The 15,734-nt window shown below is 35.4% G+C and carries 16 protein-coding genes; all 16 read right to left on the bottom strand.

Annotated elements, in window-relative coordinates; all coding sequences use genetic code 11:
* Positions 1 to 234 precede the first annotated feature (234 nt).
* Positions 235 to 1,152: a T9SS type A sorting domain-containing protein gene (locus B8967_RS00755; RefSeq protein ID WP_179140013.1), complete on the bottom strand. Its 918-nt coding sequence runs from the start codon at positions 1,150 to 1,152 to the stop codon at positions 235 to 237.
* 343 nt (positions 1,153 to 1,495) lie between these two features.
* A complete protein-coding gene (locus B8967_RS00750) occupies positions 1,496 to 2,875 on the bottom strand; it encodes a dipeptidase (RefSeq protein WP_047494870.1) in 1,380 nt (459 codons plus the stop codon).
* Between the two features lie 156 nt (positions 2,876 to 3,031).
* The gene (locus tag B8967_RS00745) at positions 3,032 to 3,307 is read right to left on the bottom strand and encodes a hypothetical protein (RefSeq protein WP_047494873.1); all 276 of its coding nucleotides are present in this window, start codon (positions 3,305 to 3,307) and stop codon (positions 3,032 to 3,034) included.
* Positions 3,308 to 3,362: 55 nt separating this feature from the next.
* Positions 3,363 to 4,511: a class I SAM-dependent methyltransferase gene (locus tag B8967_RS00740; protein ID WP_084084883.1), complete on the bottom strand. Its 1,149-nt coding sequence runs from the start codon at positions 4,509 to 4,511 to the stop codon at positions 3,363 to 3,365.
* Positions 4,512 to 4,685: 174 nt separating this feature from the next.
* On the bottom strand, positions 4,686 to 5,846 hold the full coding sequence (locus tag B8967_RS00735; RefSeq protein WP_084083895.1) for a methylmalonyl-CoA mutase family protein: 1,161 nt from the start codon (positions 5,844 to 5,846) through the stop codon (positions 4,686 to 4,688).
* A 125-nt stretch (positions 5,847 to 5,971) separates the two neighbouring features.
* Complete coding sequence (locus tag B8967_RS00730) at positions 5,972 to 6,328, bottom strand: FtsB family cell division protein (protein WP_047494884.1); 357 nt, start codon at positions 6,326 to 6,328, stop codon at positions 5,972 to 5,974.
* Between the two features lie 2 nt (positions 6,329 to 6,330).
* Positions 6,331 to 6,945, bottom strand: a complete 615-nt coding sequence (udk, locus tag B8967_RS00725) for a uridine kinase (protein ID WP_047494887.1) — start codon at positions 6,943 to 6,945, stop codon at positions 6,331 to 6,333.
* 206 nt (positions 6,946 to 7,151) lie between these two features.
* Positions 7,152 to 7,457: an ATP-dependent Clp protease adaptor ClpS gene (locus tag B8967_RS00720; protein ID WP_084083893.1), complete on the bottom strand. Its 306-nt coding sequence runs from the start codon at positions 7,455 to 7,457 to the stop codon at positions 7,152 to 7,154.
* A gap of 14 nt (positions 7,458 to 7,471) precedes the next feature.
* Complete coding sequence (locus B8967_RS00715) at positions 7,472 to 8,830, bottom strand: hemolysin family protein (protein WP_084083891.1); 1,359 nt, start codon at positions 8,828 to 8,830, stop codon at positions 7,472 to 7,474.
* Positions 8,831 to 9,097: 267 nt separating this feature from the next.
* Positions 9,098 to 10,603 carry a carboxylesterase/lipase family protein gene (locus B8967_RS00710; RefSeq protein WP_084083889.1) on the bottom strand — a complete coding sequence of 502 codons (1,506 nt, stop codon included), beginning with the start codon at positions 10,601 to 10,603 and terminating at the stop codon, positions 9,098 to 9,100.
* Between the two features lie 93 nt (positions 10,604 to 10,696).
* Complete coding sequence (atpG, locus tag B8967_RS00705) at positions 10,697 to 11,560, bottom strand: ATP synthase F1 subunit gamma (protein WP_047490908.1); 864 nt, start codon at positions 11,558 to 11,560, stop codon at positions 10,697 to 10,699.
* 87 nt (positions 11,561 to 11,647) lie between these two features.
* Positions 11,648 to 13,225 carry a F0F1 ATP synthase subunit alpha gene (gene atpA, locus B8967_RS00700; RefSeq protein WP_047490910.1) on the bottom strand — a complete coding sequence of 526 codons (1,578 nt, stop codon included), beginning with the start codon at positions 13,223 to 13,225 and terminating at the stop codon, positions 11,648 to 11,650.
* A gap of 16 nt (positions 13,226 to 13,241) precedes the next feature.
* Complete coding sequence (atpH, locus tag B8967_RS00695; RefSeq protein WP_084083888.1) at positions 13,242 to 13,781, bottom strand: ATP synthase F1 subunit delta; 540 nt, start codon at positions 13,779 to 13,781, stop codon at positions 13,242 to 13,244.
* A gap of 2 nt (positions 13,782 to 13,783) precedes the next feature.
* A complete protein-coding gene (locus B8967_RS00690; RefSeq protein WP_047490916.1) occupies positions 13,784 to 14,281 on the bottom strand; it encodes a F0F1 ATP synthase subunit B in 498 nt (165 codons plus the stop codon).
* 82 nt (positions 14,282 to 14,363) lie between these two features.
* Positions 14,364 to 14,558 carry an ATP synthase F0 subunit C gene (gene atpE, locus B8967_RS00685; protein WP_002979108.1) on the bottom strand — a complete coding sequence of 65 codons (195 nt, stop codon included), beginning with the start codon at positions 14,556 to 14,558 and terminating at the stop codon, positions 14,364 to 14,366.
* 47 nt (positions 14,559 to 14,605) lie between these two features.
* A complete protein-coding gene (atpB, locus tag B8967_RS00680) occupies positions 14,606 to 15,712 on the bottom strand; it encodes a F0F1 ATP synthase subunit A (RefSeq protein ID WP_084083886.1) in 1,107 nt (368 codons plus the stop codon).
* Positions 15,713 to 15,734 lie beyond the last annotated feature (22 nt).

The following is a 15,734-nucleotide window of genomic DNA, read 5'->3' as shown; positions in this document are numbered from 1 at the left end:
TATTTATTTTTAATTCGACGCAAAAATAGAATATTTATTCTAAAAAAAACATCAAACATCTAAAAAAACAAGTAATAATCAACTATTCAGCGTTTTTATATAAAAATATTGCATTAAAAATCATCAATTAAACACGTTAAAATAATATTAAAACAACATCATAAAGTTAATTTTTTAAACAAAATATCACTTTTTGCTAAATTTTATTTTTATTCTTCATCATGCCTTCAATGGTTATTTTTTTACAAACTTTTCCGTAAAGGTTCTATCTCCTGACTGTATGCTCATAAAATAAAGCCCTGGTAAAAGGTGCTTTACATCTATTGTATTATTCTGTAATCCTATATTCATCTTTTTTCCGGCACCATCATACACCTCTACTTTATTTATTACATCCAGCGTATTTATTTTTATAAAATCTGTTGTTGGATTAGGATATAATGATACTGCATGATAGCCCGTCTTATCATCTTTAACCGTCAGAATGGTCTCGGAATTGATCTTAATCTGATCAATATAAGCTGTTCCCAAAGCATTGTCATGTACAAAACGAAGCTGATCTATATTGAGTGAGCTTACAGCCAATCCTGTATATATCAAAGTGTCATTCAGATAATATCTGATATCTGAGGCTGTTCCTATAACTTTAAATCTATACCAGGTATTTGGAGACCAGGTTTCAGAAGTAGAAACAAGCTCCAAAGAACCGGAAACCTTGTCTAAAACTTTTATGGCACCTGTCTTATCAAAATCAAGCCTTACGACCAGCTGCTCTGCAATACTGTCAACTCCCTGGAATCCAAAAACAGAGCCATCAAGCTGAGAGATATTAATATCAAATGAAACCGAAAAAAGGGTATAGAGAAGTGGTGTCGGCAAATTATAAAAACCGCCGATGATAGGTTCCGATTGGGTTCCATAGGTATTTTCTTTGACAATTTTCAGGGAAGCATTTCCGTTACTGGCATAATCCTGACTAATAACCTGATTCATGACATGAGCTGGATTTCCTCCTGTAGGAGTACTTATCCAATTATTTTGTCCATGGATATTGGCGGCTAAAAAACCTTCGTTATCTTCAAAGGAAATAGATTGCTGAGCGAAAGAAAATACTGAAAGTAAGACACATGCGATTGAGTAGTATTTTTTCATAGTAAAGTTTAAGTTTCGGAATAAAAATAAAAACTTCAAAGAATTAAAAAAATACCATTCATCAAGCAGAAATCCGATTATTGTCACTAATTTACAACCCCTAAAAAACATAACAGGGCAAGGTGTTTGATACAAAAGCGGTTTACAATTTTACTATAAATCTCCACATAGTAAACCGGAGGAAAAAATGATTGGGTTCCTGTTTAATTGAGCATTGTCTTTCAGATTTGTATGGGGAATTTTCTAAGTGTGAATCCTTTTTTTTCACGAGCTTATTTAGATATATAAAAAAATCAAGCGCTCCTGTAAAGAAGCGCTTGAGATATTGATATAATAAGTACTATTATTTTGAATAATTTTCAAAGAACAATGGGATACTTTCAATTCCTTTATAGAAATTAAACAAACCATAATGCTCATTTGGAGAGTGAATAGCGTCAGAATCCAGTCCAAAGCCCATTAATACAGACTTAGCTCCCAGAACTTTCTCGAACATCGCTGTGATCGGAATACTTCCCCCACTTCTGTACGGTAGCACTTCTTTACCAAATGCTGTTTCCATAGCCTGTTTAGCTGCTAAAAACTCTTTGGTATCACTTTGCAACACATAAGGCATTCCTCCATGGTGAGGAGTAACTTTAACCTTTACAGTTTCCGGAGCTATTTTTTCAAAATATTTTGTGAATTTCTCGGTAATCTCTTCAGGAGTCTGGTAAGGAACCAAACGCATTGAAATTTTAGCAAAAGCTTTTGAAGGAATTACTGTTTTAGCGCCTTCTCCTGTATATCCTCCCCAGATTCCATTACAGTCTAATGTAGGACGAATAGAGGCTCTTTCAAGAGTTGTATATCCTTTTTCACCTTCTATACCGCTTAATCCGATTGATTTCTTGAATTCTTCAGGATTGTCTTTCAGCTTGTTCATTTCAGCTCTGTCCGCATCAGATACTACTTCCACGTTATCATAGAATCCATCAATTGTAATATGACCGTTTTCATCAATCAGATTAGCAATCATTCTTGAAAGTACATGGATAGGATTGGGAACAGCCCCTCCGTAAAGTCCGGAGTGTAAGTCTCTGTTTGGACCTTCCACTTCTACTTCTACATAGCTTAGCCCTCTTAATCCTGTTGTTACAGTTGGCTGTTCATTGCTATAGATATGGGTATCTGAAATAAGAATACAGTCACACGTCAATTTTTCCTTATTTTCATTAACGAAATCTCCTAAACTTACAGAACCTACTTCTTCTTCACCTTCTAAAATAAATTTAACGTTACATGGAAGAGTGTTTGTCTTCATCATAGCTTCAAAAGCTTTCAGATGCATAAAGAACTGTCCTTTATCGTCTGCAGCCCCTCTTGCGAAGATAGCTCCATCCGGGTGAAGTTCTGTTTTTTCAATATAAGGTTCGAAAGGTGGTTTTCTCCATAGCTCCAACGGGTCTGCCGGCTGCACATCATAATGTCCATACACCAATACTGTTGGTAAATTTTTGTCTATGATTTTTTCACCAAAAACAATAGGGTATCCTTTTGTTTCACATATTTCAACATTGTCAGCCCCTGCATTTTTAAGGTGCGCTGCACATACATCCGCACATTTCAATACATCATTTTTATAAGCCGGATCTGCAGAAATGGAAGGAATTCTCAGTAACTCAAATAATTCATCAACGAAACGTTGTTTGTTTTCGTTAATGTAATTTAATGTCTCTTGCATTGTAAAAATTTATTTTGTTAAAATTAAAAAAAATGCCTCTCAGAGCCAAGTAAAAACACAGGATTTTCCATACGAATTACTTATTCTCCCAACATTCATTTTTTTAATAAAAAATGCCCTGTAGAAACAGGGCACTTGTACGTCTTATACTTATAATTAGTGTTCAGCTTTTGGAGCTTCAGCCGTTTTCGGAGCTTCAGCAGATTTTGCAGCAGCGCTATCTGTTTTTGGAGCTTCAGGTTTTGCAGCAGCTTCTTCCTTGTGCCCTTCAGCAGCAGCCTCATGACCATGAGCTTTTCCACCTTGTGCATCATCAGAATATCTCTCTACTCCTTCTTCAAGTTTTAAAGTACCTTTATTCCCTCCTGCTGATACTTTTTTACAGCTTACAGCTACAGTTGCAATCGCTAAACATATAACTAATTTTCTCATGCTTAAATTTTTGATTGCCCAAAATTAAGAAATCCTGCTTTTTTCGGCAACATTTTTAGACTGATTTTAAAATTATTTTCCCTTTTTTGGATTGTGTAAAAATAAGGTAGTGCTCTCCTCCGTCTTTTAAACCATATTTCTTTTTAATTTCATCAGGCTTTAAAGGATGGTTTTTTGAAATAATATTGAACTGTGATTTCTTTTTAACGCATTTAGAATCAATCAGTTCCATCTCTAAAATCCTTCCCGGAAAATTTTCTTTTTTTTCAGATGAAGTATAAATATGGGTATTAGGATGAAGTTTTTTAAGTCCAAATTTTTCTGAGACCAAATTAAAGATTCCTGCTTTTAAAATGGAATTATTGGGAATATAAATAAACTTTTCGGGTTCAGAATATTCTGAACGGGCATTTTCTTCTTCCCGAAACATAAAATTAAAAGGTGATTCTCCACTTTCAAGATTTACACAATAGCATTTGATTTCGTTTACTTTTTCATTTGACAGGAAGATGACAATTTCCTTTACATCATTTTTCAAAGCAACAATATCAATCCTGAAAATATCCGGTACAACAGAAATAAGGTATTTCAGATCAATCAATGGGGAAAGTTTGATAATCACCTGTTTAGAAATAGATAATAACTTTTCCTGAATTTCAAGGATATTGGGAGACAAATCCTCCAAAAGAAAAACTTTATTCTTTTGGTGATCTCTTCTGGCCGGATCTAAATAAATGGTATCAAAATGCTCTTTATTCTCAAGTAAGAAATCCTCCAGTTTTTGATTCACAAAATTTGCTTTCTTCCCTATAACGCTCCAGTTATGTTCCACAACTTCCAGAAGTTCAGTATTTTGTTCCACTAAGGTAATGTCATCAAAATTTTTTGACAAATAGTAAGCATCAATTCCAAAACCACTTGTGAGATCAATAAATTTTTCCCCCTTTATAATTTCTGATTTATAAAAAGCTGTTTTTTCGGATGATGACTGCTCTAAATTGAGCTGTGGTGGAAAAATAATCCCTTCTTTTAAGAGAAAAGGAAACTTTTTCTCTGCCACCTGTCTTCCTTTGATCTGCTGTACAATTTCCTGGGCAGAAACTTCAGGAAAAGGAGATTTTTTTAACAGCAATGCATGTAAATCTGTATGCAGATTGGCATTAATATAATGTTGAACTTCTTGATTTAATAGTTTATTTTCCACAAATTTCACAGATGATATCCCATTAATATTTCCGTTTATTTTTCAATTTATTGTATATAGAAAATATAGACTTCGTCCAATCAACGCTATATACATTAAAACCTTATACAAAAATTCACAGAATCATTATGTAGTCATCTGTGAAAGTCTGTATAGTTTATGATTAAAAGCAGTTTATTCAAACATTTCTGCCCAACGTACCGCTTTTATTTCTTTTTCGTTATATAACTCGTCAATGGACTTTTTAACGTCTAATTTGGGATATAAATTAACGCCAATCAGTTTTATTTTTCCTTCTTCCACCCATTGCTGCTCTTTAACAGCATGATCATAGATTTTTTTCTGAACCACACCCTGCTTTAAAAGCTCCAGATAGCCTCCCGCATCTTCTATCTCAACAAAAAGGTCCCAGGCTTTCTCTGCCAGTTGTCTGGTAATATCTTCTATATAATAACTTCCATTGGAAGCATCTTCAAATACATTGATAATACTTTCGTAGGCCAGAACGATTTGTTGTTTAAAAGAAATTTCTTCTGAATTTTCAGTGCTTTTTTCTACAAGATAATTATTGGTAAAAACAGCATCTGCACCACCAATCATAGCTGAAGCAAGCTCCAGTGTAGAACGGATCAGGTTATTTTCATTATCAGAAACGGCTTTATTTCTTAAAGAGGTTTCTGCAAAAATATAGGGAACTTCATCTAAGCCATACTCTTTGGAAATCTGATTGAAAACAATTTTAAACGCTCTCAGTTTGGCCATTTCAAAGAAGTAATTTCCTCCTACAGCCAGTCTGAAAATCAGTTTGCTTACAATCTCAGGACCATAGTTTTCTATAAGTTCTTTAGTTTTAGCAAGGGCAATACCAAGCTGCTGGTAAATGGCTGCTCCGGCATTCTGATGCAATGAGATATCAACACAGATGTTTCTTTTAAAATCTTTTGCCAACAGTTCTTTTGCCAGCTGATCATCAATACCTCCATCTTTTTCGTTAAAAACGTCAATCAGGGAAAAGTACTGATCTTCTTCTTTTGGGCTGATATGGCCGGCCAGTTCTTTATTATTAACGAAAATTGTTTTCTCTTCCAGATTTTCTACATTCCGGTCTAATAAAAATGCAAATACTTCGTCTTCCAGACTTTCATGGTAAGAAGCTACCAGATGGGTACTTTCTTCAACTTTAGGCAAGTTTACCAGAGGTTTCTGAACTTCTGTGTAAAACGGTTTTACCTCTATTCCTTCCAGATTTTCCTTTTCTAAAATAGGGTAAATATCCTCTGTTTTAAGTTGTTTTTTGACTAAGTTTTCCCAGTTTGGAAGTATGTTATTTGACATTAGTTTTATGTATTTGTGATGTGAACTGTCAATGGTCAATTTTACCGTACATGTGAATTTCAATATAAAGAATTAACATGCCCATTGAATTGACCTCATTATTGACTTATCCTATTCAACTTTTATTATTTCTTGGCGACTTTTGCGCTATCAACAACCAAAATGAAGATCTCTTCATTCGGTTTTTTCATAAAATAATTTTCCCGTGCATATTTTTCCTTTTCTGACTTGTTGTTCATCAGTTTTTTATAGAAAGCATCATTCTTTTCGTATTCTTTTTTATAATACTCCAGCTGATCTTCATATTTACTGATCTCACCATTCAGTTCATTAATGACGAGAAATGAGGTTTTATCAAAGAAAACCATCCATACCAAAAACATACAGATTGTAATGGTATATTTATTCAAGATATACTTCTGGATCAGCTTCAATGTTTCAGATTTCGGCTGAATGTCTTTGATAAGGTTGTTTTCTTCCATTTTTAATGTTTTCTCAACGAGTTTTTAATAACAGTAGTTAAAAAATCAATCGCTACGGAATTCTGTTTCATATTTGGGATAATAAGATCGGCATCATTTTTAGATGGCTCGATGAATTCCTGGTGCATTGGTTTCAGGGTAGTCTGGTAACGGTGTAATACTTCACCAAGGTCTCTTCCTCTTTCCTGGGTATCTCTTCTGATCCTTCTGATTAATCTTTCATCAGAGTCTGCATGAACAAATACCTTCAGATCAAATTCTTTCAACAGTTCTTTGTTGGTAAGAACTAAAATCCCTTCTACTACCAATACGTTCTTAGGTTCTACAGTGACATGATCTCCTGTTCTGGAATGCGTTACAAAGCTATAAATGGGCTGTTCAATAGACTCATTATTTTTTAAAGCTTTAACATGTTTTATCAACAGTTCAAAATCTATAGACTTCGGATGGTCATAATTGAGAGCCTCTCTTTCTGTCAGGGTTAGATTTTGGTTATCATGATAATAATTATCCTGAGAGAGGATATTCATTCCCTCAATATCAAGCTGTTGAAGTATTTTATCAACAACTGTAGTTTTGCCGGATCCCGTACCACCAGCAATTCCTATTACAAGCATTCTTTTTTGTTTCTTTATAGTTGGTACAAATATACTATTTTAGATAAAATGTAGCAATGTAAGAATATTGAGAAATTAAAAGATTAAAGGATTAAAAATTGAAAGATTCTCCGGGAAGCCTGCTATCCTTGTCATGCAAAGCTTATTACTCGGGTTTCATCTCCGGATTTAATAAAAAAACCGGTAAATTCATTACCGGTTTTTTATTATACTATTTCGCTTGTTAATTCTCTTGAAATTAATTTTTCATGCATAGGCTTCAAAACATCCATTGAGCCTGTTTTTACGGTGCATTTGCCCTTGTAATGAACAAGCATCGTGCATTGCTCTGCCTGCTCCAGGGTATGCTTGCATACTTCAATAAGACTGTCTATCACATAATCAAATGTATGAATATCATCATTATGCAGCACCAGTTTATAGACATCATCCGTATCATCCAAAACGAGAACTTCTTCTTCATATTGACGTTTTGGATTTTCATAGTCTTTTATGCTATTATAAAAATTCATTTGTAAGCTGTTTTTTAAACTTCTCCGATTTTATCTGCTAAATTATCTATAGCATTAGGTTCCTGATATACCAATTCCACAAGCTCTACGCTCTTATTGTTCATTTTCAAAATTTTGAAATGGTAATTCTCAAGGTCAAACTCCTGATTCTCTTCAGGAATCTCTGCCAATGCATTAAGGATAAATCCTGCTAATGAATTATACTCGCTTTCCTCAGAAAGAGGCAGCTTTTTAGGAAGGAATTCATTGATTTCATCCAAAGGCTGTGTAGCCTGCACCCAATAGGTATTATCTGCTATTTTATCAACAATTTTTTCTTCGTCATCTTCCTCATCCTGAATTTCACCTACCAGCTCTTCCAGAATATCTTCAAGCGTAATAATCCCTTCTGTTCCTCCGAATTCATCGATAACAATAGCAAGGTGCTGTTTTTTCTGCTGGAAAATCTTCAATAGATCTGAAACTTTTTTACTTTCCACTACGAAAAATGCATCACGCATCAGATCTCTAAGGTCATCATGATCAAGATCTCCTTTTCTTTTAACAAATTCTCTGATAATTTCCTTGGTATAGAAAATTCCGATCACATTATCAATGGAATCTACATATACAGGGATACGAGAATAACCGCTATCCATGATCTTATTGATCATTTCATTAATATCTTCTTCAAAATCAATGGAGGTGATATTCTGTCTTGGAACCATGATCTGCTTGGCAGAATGATCTGTAAAATCAAATGCATTTTTAATGATCTCATAGTTTTCTTCTTCAATCTCTCCACTATCTGCACTTTGTTTTACCAAAAGCTGAAGCTCTTCTGTAGAGTGAATTTCCTGTTCTGAAGCAGGGTGAATTTTAACGAGTCTTAGGAATGTATTTGACATTAAGTTCATCAACCAGATAAACGGTTTAAAAACCGTATAAAAAACCCTCAATGGAACAGCTGTTGCCATTGTTGTAGCTTCTGATTTTCTGATTGCAATTGATTTTGGTATAAGCTCACCGAAAACAATATGCATAATGGTAATTAATACAAAACTGGTCACCACTGAAATTGTGGTAATTGTTGTTTGGGTCAAATCTACATTTAAAGAGTGGAAGATACTTTCAACCACATGATGTAGCGCGCTTTCCCCTACCCATCCTAAAGCCAGGGATGCCAATGTAATACCTAATTGTGTAGCAGAAAGATATTCATCCAGATGTTTGATGATATGCTCTGCCTGCTTGGCCATAGAATTACCTTCTGCGGCTTTTATTTGGATTTGTGAGTAACGAACTTTAACAATTGAAAATTCTGCGGCTACGAAAAAGCCATTTAGTAATACAAGAAATAAGGCCAGCAAAAGCCTGACTATGTCCGAGTCCATTTAGAAGTTGTATAAATTTAATTGGTACAAAGATAGGCAAAATATAAATAACCTGAATTCGACATGCATTATTTCGATCGATGATTTTTTAGAGAGTAAATTTGAAGCTTTAAAACACGTCAATTTTATAATAAAAAAATACCCGGACTCATTCTTCAATTTCAGCATTACAAAGGATTTTAATATACTAAATATCAGTTTTAAAACTTTTCTCAATAGAAAAGCATCGACATTATCGATGCTTTTGATGTATTTCAAAATAATTCTTTATAGATTTTTCATTTCATTGTTCTCCCAAGCTTTTCTCACTGTAGCTTCTATATCGTTTTCCAGCCTAATTTCTTTATCAAAGACCATGGAGGTTCGTGTCCTGGTATTATAAGCAGTCCAATCATTTATTTCATTGTTACTTGGATTGCCTGTGTGAGCAAAGTTAATCCAGGCTTGTTGCATCTTCTGTGAAAGAGCTTGTGTTTCCTTCTCATCGGCTCCTTTCAACGTTTCTACCACATCGCTTGATTGAAGATTGCCAAATACAAACGGAATTTCTAAAGAATGAAAACTGCAAAGGCCTGATCCTTTTAAATAGTCACTTGTCCATCTAAAACGATACATATAAACAGGACTGCTGTTCGGCATTGCAGTTGCAATGGTAACGGCAGGCAGCCAGATGGTTGCATCCCCACCCATTTTAATTGGCCTTAATTCTGCAGGGACTTCCTTATAAGCTTCTTTAATTTCAGAAGATGTATTGGGATAGTTCTGCTCTAAGTAAGTGTTTATAAGAGTATCATTAATCGGCATAATTTTAGGGACAGGCAACAAAGCAAACATAGTCCCTTCATCCTCATTTGAACCAACGATTAAAGGTACCTGGCTTCCTGAGCCTTTCACTACGGCCTGTTCTGGACGAAGAGGTAATACATCATCACCCACAATAGGCTGAAATGCAATATTGCCGGGAACAAGCTCTGTCATCTCTTCTACTAGCTGTTCAGATGCTTTTAACAAGATATCGACTGGTATATCAATCAATTGAGTGATTTCTGATAGACTAAGTGCTAAGATTTCTAAAAAACGGATTGTCCCCTGGGTCGCTGTTTTAGTATCTGTATAAATACAAAACGAGCAAGGACTTTGAGCAATAGCCTTATGAAATAATCCTTTTGATAAAGGCGAACCCAATTGATTAACAACACTGGCTCCTCCGGCTGATTCTCCAAAAATAGTAATATTGTCAGGATCTCCGCCAAAAGCAGCAATGTTTTCTTTTACCCACTGAAGTGCTGCCATCTGATCCCGAAGACCATTGTTAGTGTCAAAAAGATCACTATCTGTTAAATCTTTGGTATACAAAAAGCCAAAAGGACCTAATCTATAATTAATGGTTACCACCACCACATTCCCTGTATTAGCAAAACTAGCTCCATTATAAGCAGGTGTAGAGCCTGAACCTGTTATAAATGCACCTCCATGTATCCAAAAAAGCACTGGTCGTTTGCTGTTGTCAGCAGCAGGTGACCAAATATTGAGAAAAAGGCAGTCTTCACTGGTTTGTTCGGTGAGGGCTTCTGGGCTGATTTGTGGGGCAATGGCACTAAATTCGGTTGTTTTTTTTATTCCGCTCCAGCTTTGTAGTGGTTGTGGGGCTTTAAATCTTAATTCATTAACAGGTGCCTGGGCATAGGGTATTCCTTTCCATACAGCAACACCTTTTTCTACCATACCTTGTACCTGACCGTACTGAGTAGAAACCAATGTAGGGTTATTCATATTTGTGTATTATTTTATTCTTACGAATATATACAAATAACAGAAAAAGCATCGAAGATATCGATGCTTTTAATATTATGTTAAAATAATTCTTTATGAATTTTTCAAAGCTTCTGCTCCTGAAACGATCTCTAGGATTTCGTTTGTAATTGCAGCCTGTCTTGCTTTGTTGTAGAAGATCTTAAGATCATTTCTCAAAGCTTCGGCATTATCTGTAGCTTTGTGCATTGCTGTCATTCTCGCTCCGTGTTCTGAGGCTACTGAATCCAAGATAGCTTTAAAAATCTGAGTTTTAATAGACTTTGGAATCAAATTATCAAGAATTTCAGCTCTGTTAGGTTCAAAGATATAATCTGTTTCTACCTCTCCTTCTGTACTTTCAGGCATTGAGATAGGAAGAACCTTTTCTGTAGTCACTTCCTGAGTAGCGGCATTAACGAATTTGTTGTAAATAACATAAACTTCGTCAAATTTCCCTTCTCTGAAACTGCTCATTACTCCTTCAGTAACATTAGCAACCACATCAAAGTTCAGATTATCATAAACAGAACTTGCATTAGTATATACTGAACGGTTTCTTCTTACAGCATCGTATGCTTTTTTACCTACAGGAAGAACTTCAATCTCATACTGAGAATTGTTCTGAAACTGAAGGTTAAGCTCCTTAACAATAGAAGAATTAAAAGCTCCCGCAAGACCTCTGTTTGAAGTAACAGCGATGAAAAGTATTCTTTTAACCTCTCTTTTCTGAGCATATACAGAAACCTGGTCAGGATCAGAGCTAGAATTTACATTCTGGATAAGTTCCTGTAATTTTTCAGAATATGGTCTTAACATAACGATTGCATCCTGAGCTTTTTTAAGTTTCGCTGCGGAAACCATTTTCATAGCACGGGTAATTTGCATCGTAGATGAAATTGACGTAATTCTGCCTCGTATTTCTTTTAAGTTTGCCATTAATTTGAGTTAGTTGTTGGTTGTCAGTTGTCGGTTGATAGTTTTAGAGAATTCTGTAAACTATCAACCAACAACCATCAACTAATTTTAGTTATATTTAGAAGCTAAATCGTTAGCTGCCTGCTTAAGAACGTTTGTAATATCGTTATCGATTTTTCCAGCCTTAATTGCAGCCATTGTATCTGGGTGCTTAGATCTTAGGAATTCGATATATTCAATTTGGAATTCTTTTACTTTTCTGATAGGAACGTTTCTTAATAAGTTCTCAGTTCCTGCATAGATCATAGCAACTTGGCTATCTACAGGAAGTGGAGAATTTACCGGCTGCTTAAGGATCTCAACGTTTCTTTCTCCTTTAGAGATAACTGCTAAAGTAGAAGCATCAAGGTCAGAACCGAATTTAGCAAACGCTTCTAATTCTTTATATTGAGCCTGGTCTAACTTCAATGTACCAGAAACTTTTTTCATTGATTTGATCTGAGCATTACCTCCTACTCTCGATACAGAGATACCTACGTTGATCGCAGGACGAACCCCAGAGTTGAATAGATCAGACTCCAAGAAGATCTGTCCGTCAGTAATAGAAATTACGTTGGTAGGGATATATGCAGAAACGTCACCAGCTTGAGTTTCAATGATTGGAAGGGCAGTTAATGAACCTCCTCCTTTCACGATTGGTCTAAGAGATTCTGGCAAGTCGTTCATTTGCTTAGCGATGTTGTCATCAGCAATTACTTTTGCCGCTCTTTCCAATAGTCTTGAGTGAAGATAGAAAACGTCTCCAGGGTAAGCTTCACGGCCCGGTGGTCTTCTTAAAAGTAGAGAAAGCTCACGGTAAGCAACAGCTTGTTTAGATAAATCATCATAAACGATCAATGCCGGTCTACCTGTGTCTCTGAAGAATTCACCGATAGCAGCACCTGCCATTGCAGAATATACCTGCATAGGAACTGGATCTGATGCGTTAGCAGCAACTACCACAGTATAAGCTAAAGCTCCTTTATCAGCAAGAGTTTTAACAATTTGTGCTACTGTAGATGCTTTCTGTCCGATAGCAACATATATACAATATACTGGATTACCAGCTTCAAAAAATTCTTTTTGGTTGATGATCGTATCGATTGCAACAGTAGTTTTACCTGTCTGTCTGTCACCAATAATAAGCTCTCTTTGTCCTCTTCCTACAGGGATCATAGAGTCGATAGCCACAATACCAGACTGTAAAGGTTCAGTTACCGGCTGTCTGAAGATAACTCCAGGAGCTTTTCTTTCTAATGGCATTTCGTATAACTCTCCAGAAATAGGACCTTTACCATCGATAGGGTTACCAAGAGTATCTACTACTCTACCTAACATTCCTTCTCCTACTTTGATAGAAGAGATTCTGTTTGTTCTTCTTACTGTATCACCTTCTTTTACTAATTTACTTTCACCTAGTAAAGCAACACCTACGTTGTCTTCTTCAAGGTTAAGTACAATACCTTCTACATCACTAGAAAATTTCACCAACTCTCCGTATTGTACGTTTTCTAACCCGTATACACGAGCAATACCATCACCGATGGTTAAAACTGTACCTACTTCCTCAACATTTGATTGAGTATCGAAGTTGGCCAATTGCTGTTTTAAGATCGCAGATACTTCTGCCGGATTTATTTCTGCCATTGTATGGTTGTTTTTCTTAATTTAATTGAAAATCTTTTTTAACTTGGTTCAGTTTAGTCTTTACAGACGCATCTACCTGCTGGTCACCTACTCTTAGAATATATCCCCCAAGAATTTCAGGTTTTACATGTAAGCTGATATCAAAATTTGAATCTGCTTTTACCAGGTTGGTAGATCTTAAAATCTGATCAAGGTTCTCTTTAGAAAGCTGTGTCGCTGTAGTAAGAGTGATTCTCTGTACTCCGTTGATATCTTCTACTTTATTGATGAACTCCTGAGCGATATTTTTCAGTTGGTTCTCACGTCCGTGCTTGATCACTAGTCTGATCAGGTTCAGTGAAGAAACTGAAAAATTTTTAAAAATCTGGTCTGCTACCTCTATTTTCTTTTTTGCATCAATGTAAGGGGTAAGGAAGAATTTGTTTAAATCCTGAGATTCAATCATGATCTTCACTACATCTTTCATTTCAGAAAATACAGTAGCCGTTTGGCCTGATTCATTTGTAAAATCAAGCAAACCTTGTGCGTATCTTTTAGCTACTTTAGATGTAAGCATTATTAGTTAAGGTTAGATTTGTTTAAATAATTTTGAACTAATTCGTTTTGAGCTTCGCTGTTGTCTAATTTTTGTTTCAAGATAGACTCGGCAATGTTTACAGATAAAGTACCAATTTGAGTTTTGATATCTGCCATAGCTGCATTTTTCTCAGCGTTGATAGTCTGCTTAGCAGCTTCGATTAATTTATCTCCTTCAGATTTTGCAGCATCTTTAGCTTCTCCCACGATTCTGTCCTTAATTTCTCTAGCTTCTTTAAGGATAGCATCTCTTTCGATCTTAGCTTCACGAATGATTCTTTCGTTGTCTTCTTTTAAGGTCTCCATTTCTTTTCTAGCTAATTTAGCTTGATTAAGAGCGTCAACAATAGAAGTTTCTCTGTCATTGATAGACTTTAAAATAGGCTTCCAAGCGAATTTACCTAACAGAAATAATAATGCTAGAAAAATAACAGACTGGATAATAAATAATCCTGATGAAAACTGATGAATTAATTCCATTATATAAATGTATAAATAATTATTACTTTTTTAAAGAACCATTACCTGTAACCAACCGTTACAGATAATGGTTTGATTTTAATTAGTTTACTGCGAATAGAGCAGCAAACGCAACACCTTCTACAAGTGCAGCTGCGATAAGCATAGCTGTTTGGATTTTTCCAGATTGCTCAGGTTGTCTAGCGATAGCTTCAAGAGCAGCAGCTCCGATTTTACCAAGACCGATACCTACACCTAGTACTACGATACCAGCACCTACAATTTTAGGGATTTCCATAATATATAATTTTAAAAAATTTGTTTAACTATAATTTTAATTTTCAATTAGTGAGCTGCGTGGTGTTCGTGCTCATGCTCGTGCTCTTGCACAGCCATTCCGATAAATAAAGCGGATAACATCGTAAAGATATAAGCTTGTAGGAATGCTACTAATACTTCTAGTAAATAGATCACTAATGTTAAGAATGGGAATGCAACACCTGCTGCAAAATTCTTAAACACATAGATCAGTCCGATCAAACTCATTACTACAATGTGACCTGCAGTCATGTTTGCAAAAAGTCGGATCATCAATGCAAATGGTTTAGTAATAGTTCCTAACAATTCAATAGGAAGCATAATTAATTTCATTGGTACCGGTACTCCTGGCATCCAGAAGATATGTTTCCAATAATCTTTATTTGCAGAGAATGTTGTGATCAGATAAGTAAGGATAGCCAGGAAGAATGTCATGGTAATATTACCTGTAACATTGATTCCAAAAGGCATCAATCCTAGAACGTTAAGGAAAAGAATAAAGAAGAATACAGTTAATAAGTATCCCATAAATCTTTTATACTTGTGTCCGATATTTGGAATAGCCACTTCGTCTCTTACAAAGATGATTAAAGGCTCTAAGAATCTTGCTGCTCCGGTAGGAACTACAGATTTCTTATAAGACTTAGCCATTCCTGCAAATACTACCAGCATACAGATTGATACTAATAAAAGGATAAGTACACTCTTCGTAATAGAAAGATCCAAAGGTCTTTCGTTAGTAGGGAAACCATCTTCACCAAGTGTTAAAGTTCCCGCTGCATCCGTTTTGAAAATTTTCTCGTGGTGCAGTTTATAATAAGAACCGTCTACCTCAGTAGTTTCACCATGCATGAAACCTTCTTTACTGTTGCTCATAAAAGCGTGGATTCCGTTGTCATAGAAAATAACCGGAAGAGGAAAACCAATGTGGTGACCATCTTTATCAACCATCAATGTAAAATCATGTGCATCTAATAAGTGATGATCGATGAACTCTTTGTTTTCTTTACTTGCTTTGTCTTTTTCTGAAAGCTCTTGGGTAGGAGCCGCCCCAGCAGCAACCTCACCGTGCTGTGCAGACACTAAGTTTAATACAAAAATACTGTAGAATAAAACTGCGAATTTCTTAAACATTGATAGGTTTTTTTCGTTGTGC

Source organism: Chryseobacterium sp. YR221 (genome assembly GCF_900176315.1).
In the GTDB taxonomy this organism is placed as follows: Bacteria; Bacteroidota; Bacteroidia; order Flavobacteriales; family Weeksellaceae; genus Chryseobacterium; species Chryseobacterium rhizosphaerae.
This window is presented reverse-complemented; position numbering and strand designations above follow the sequence as displayed.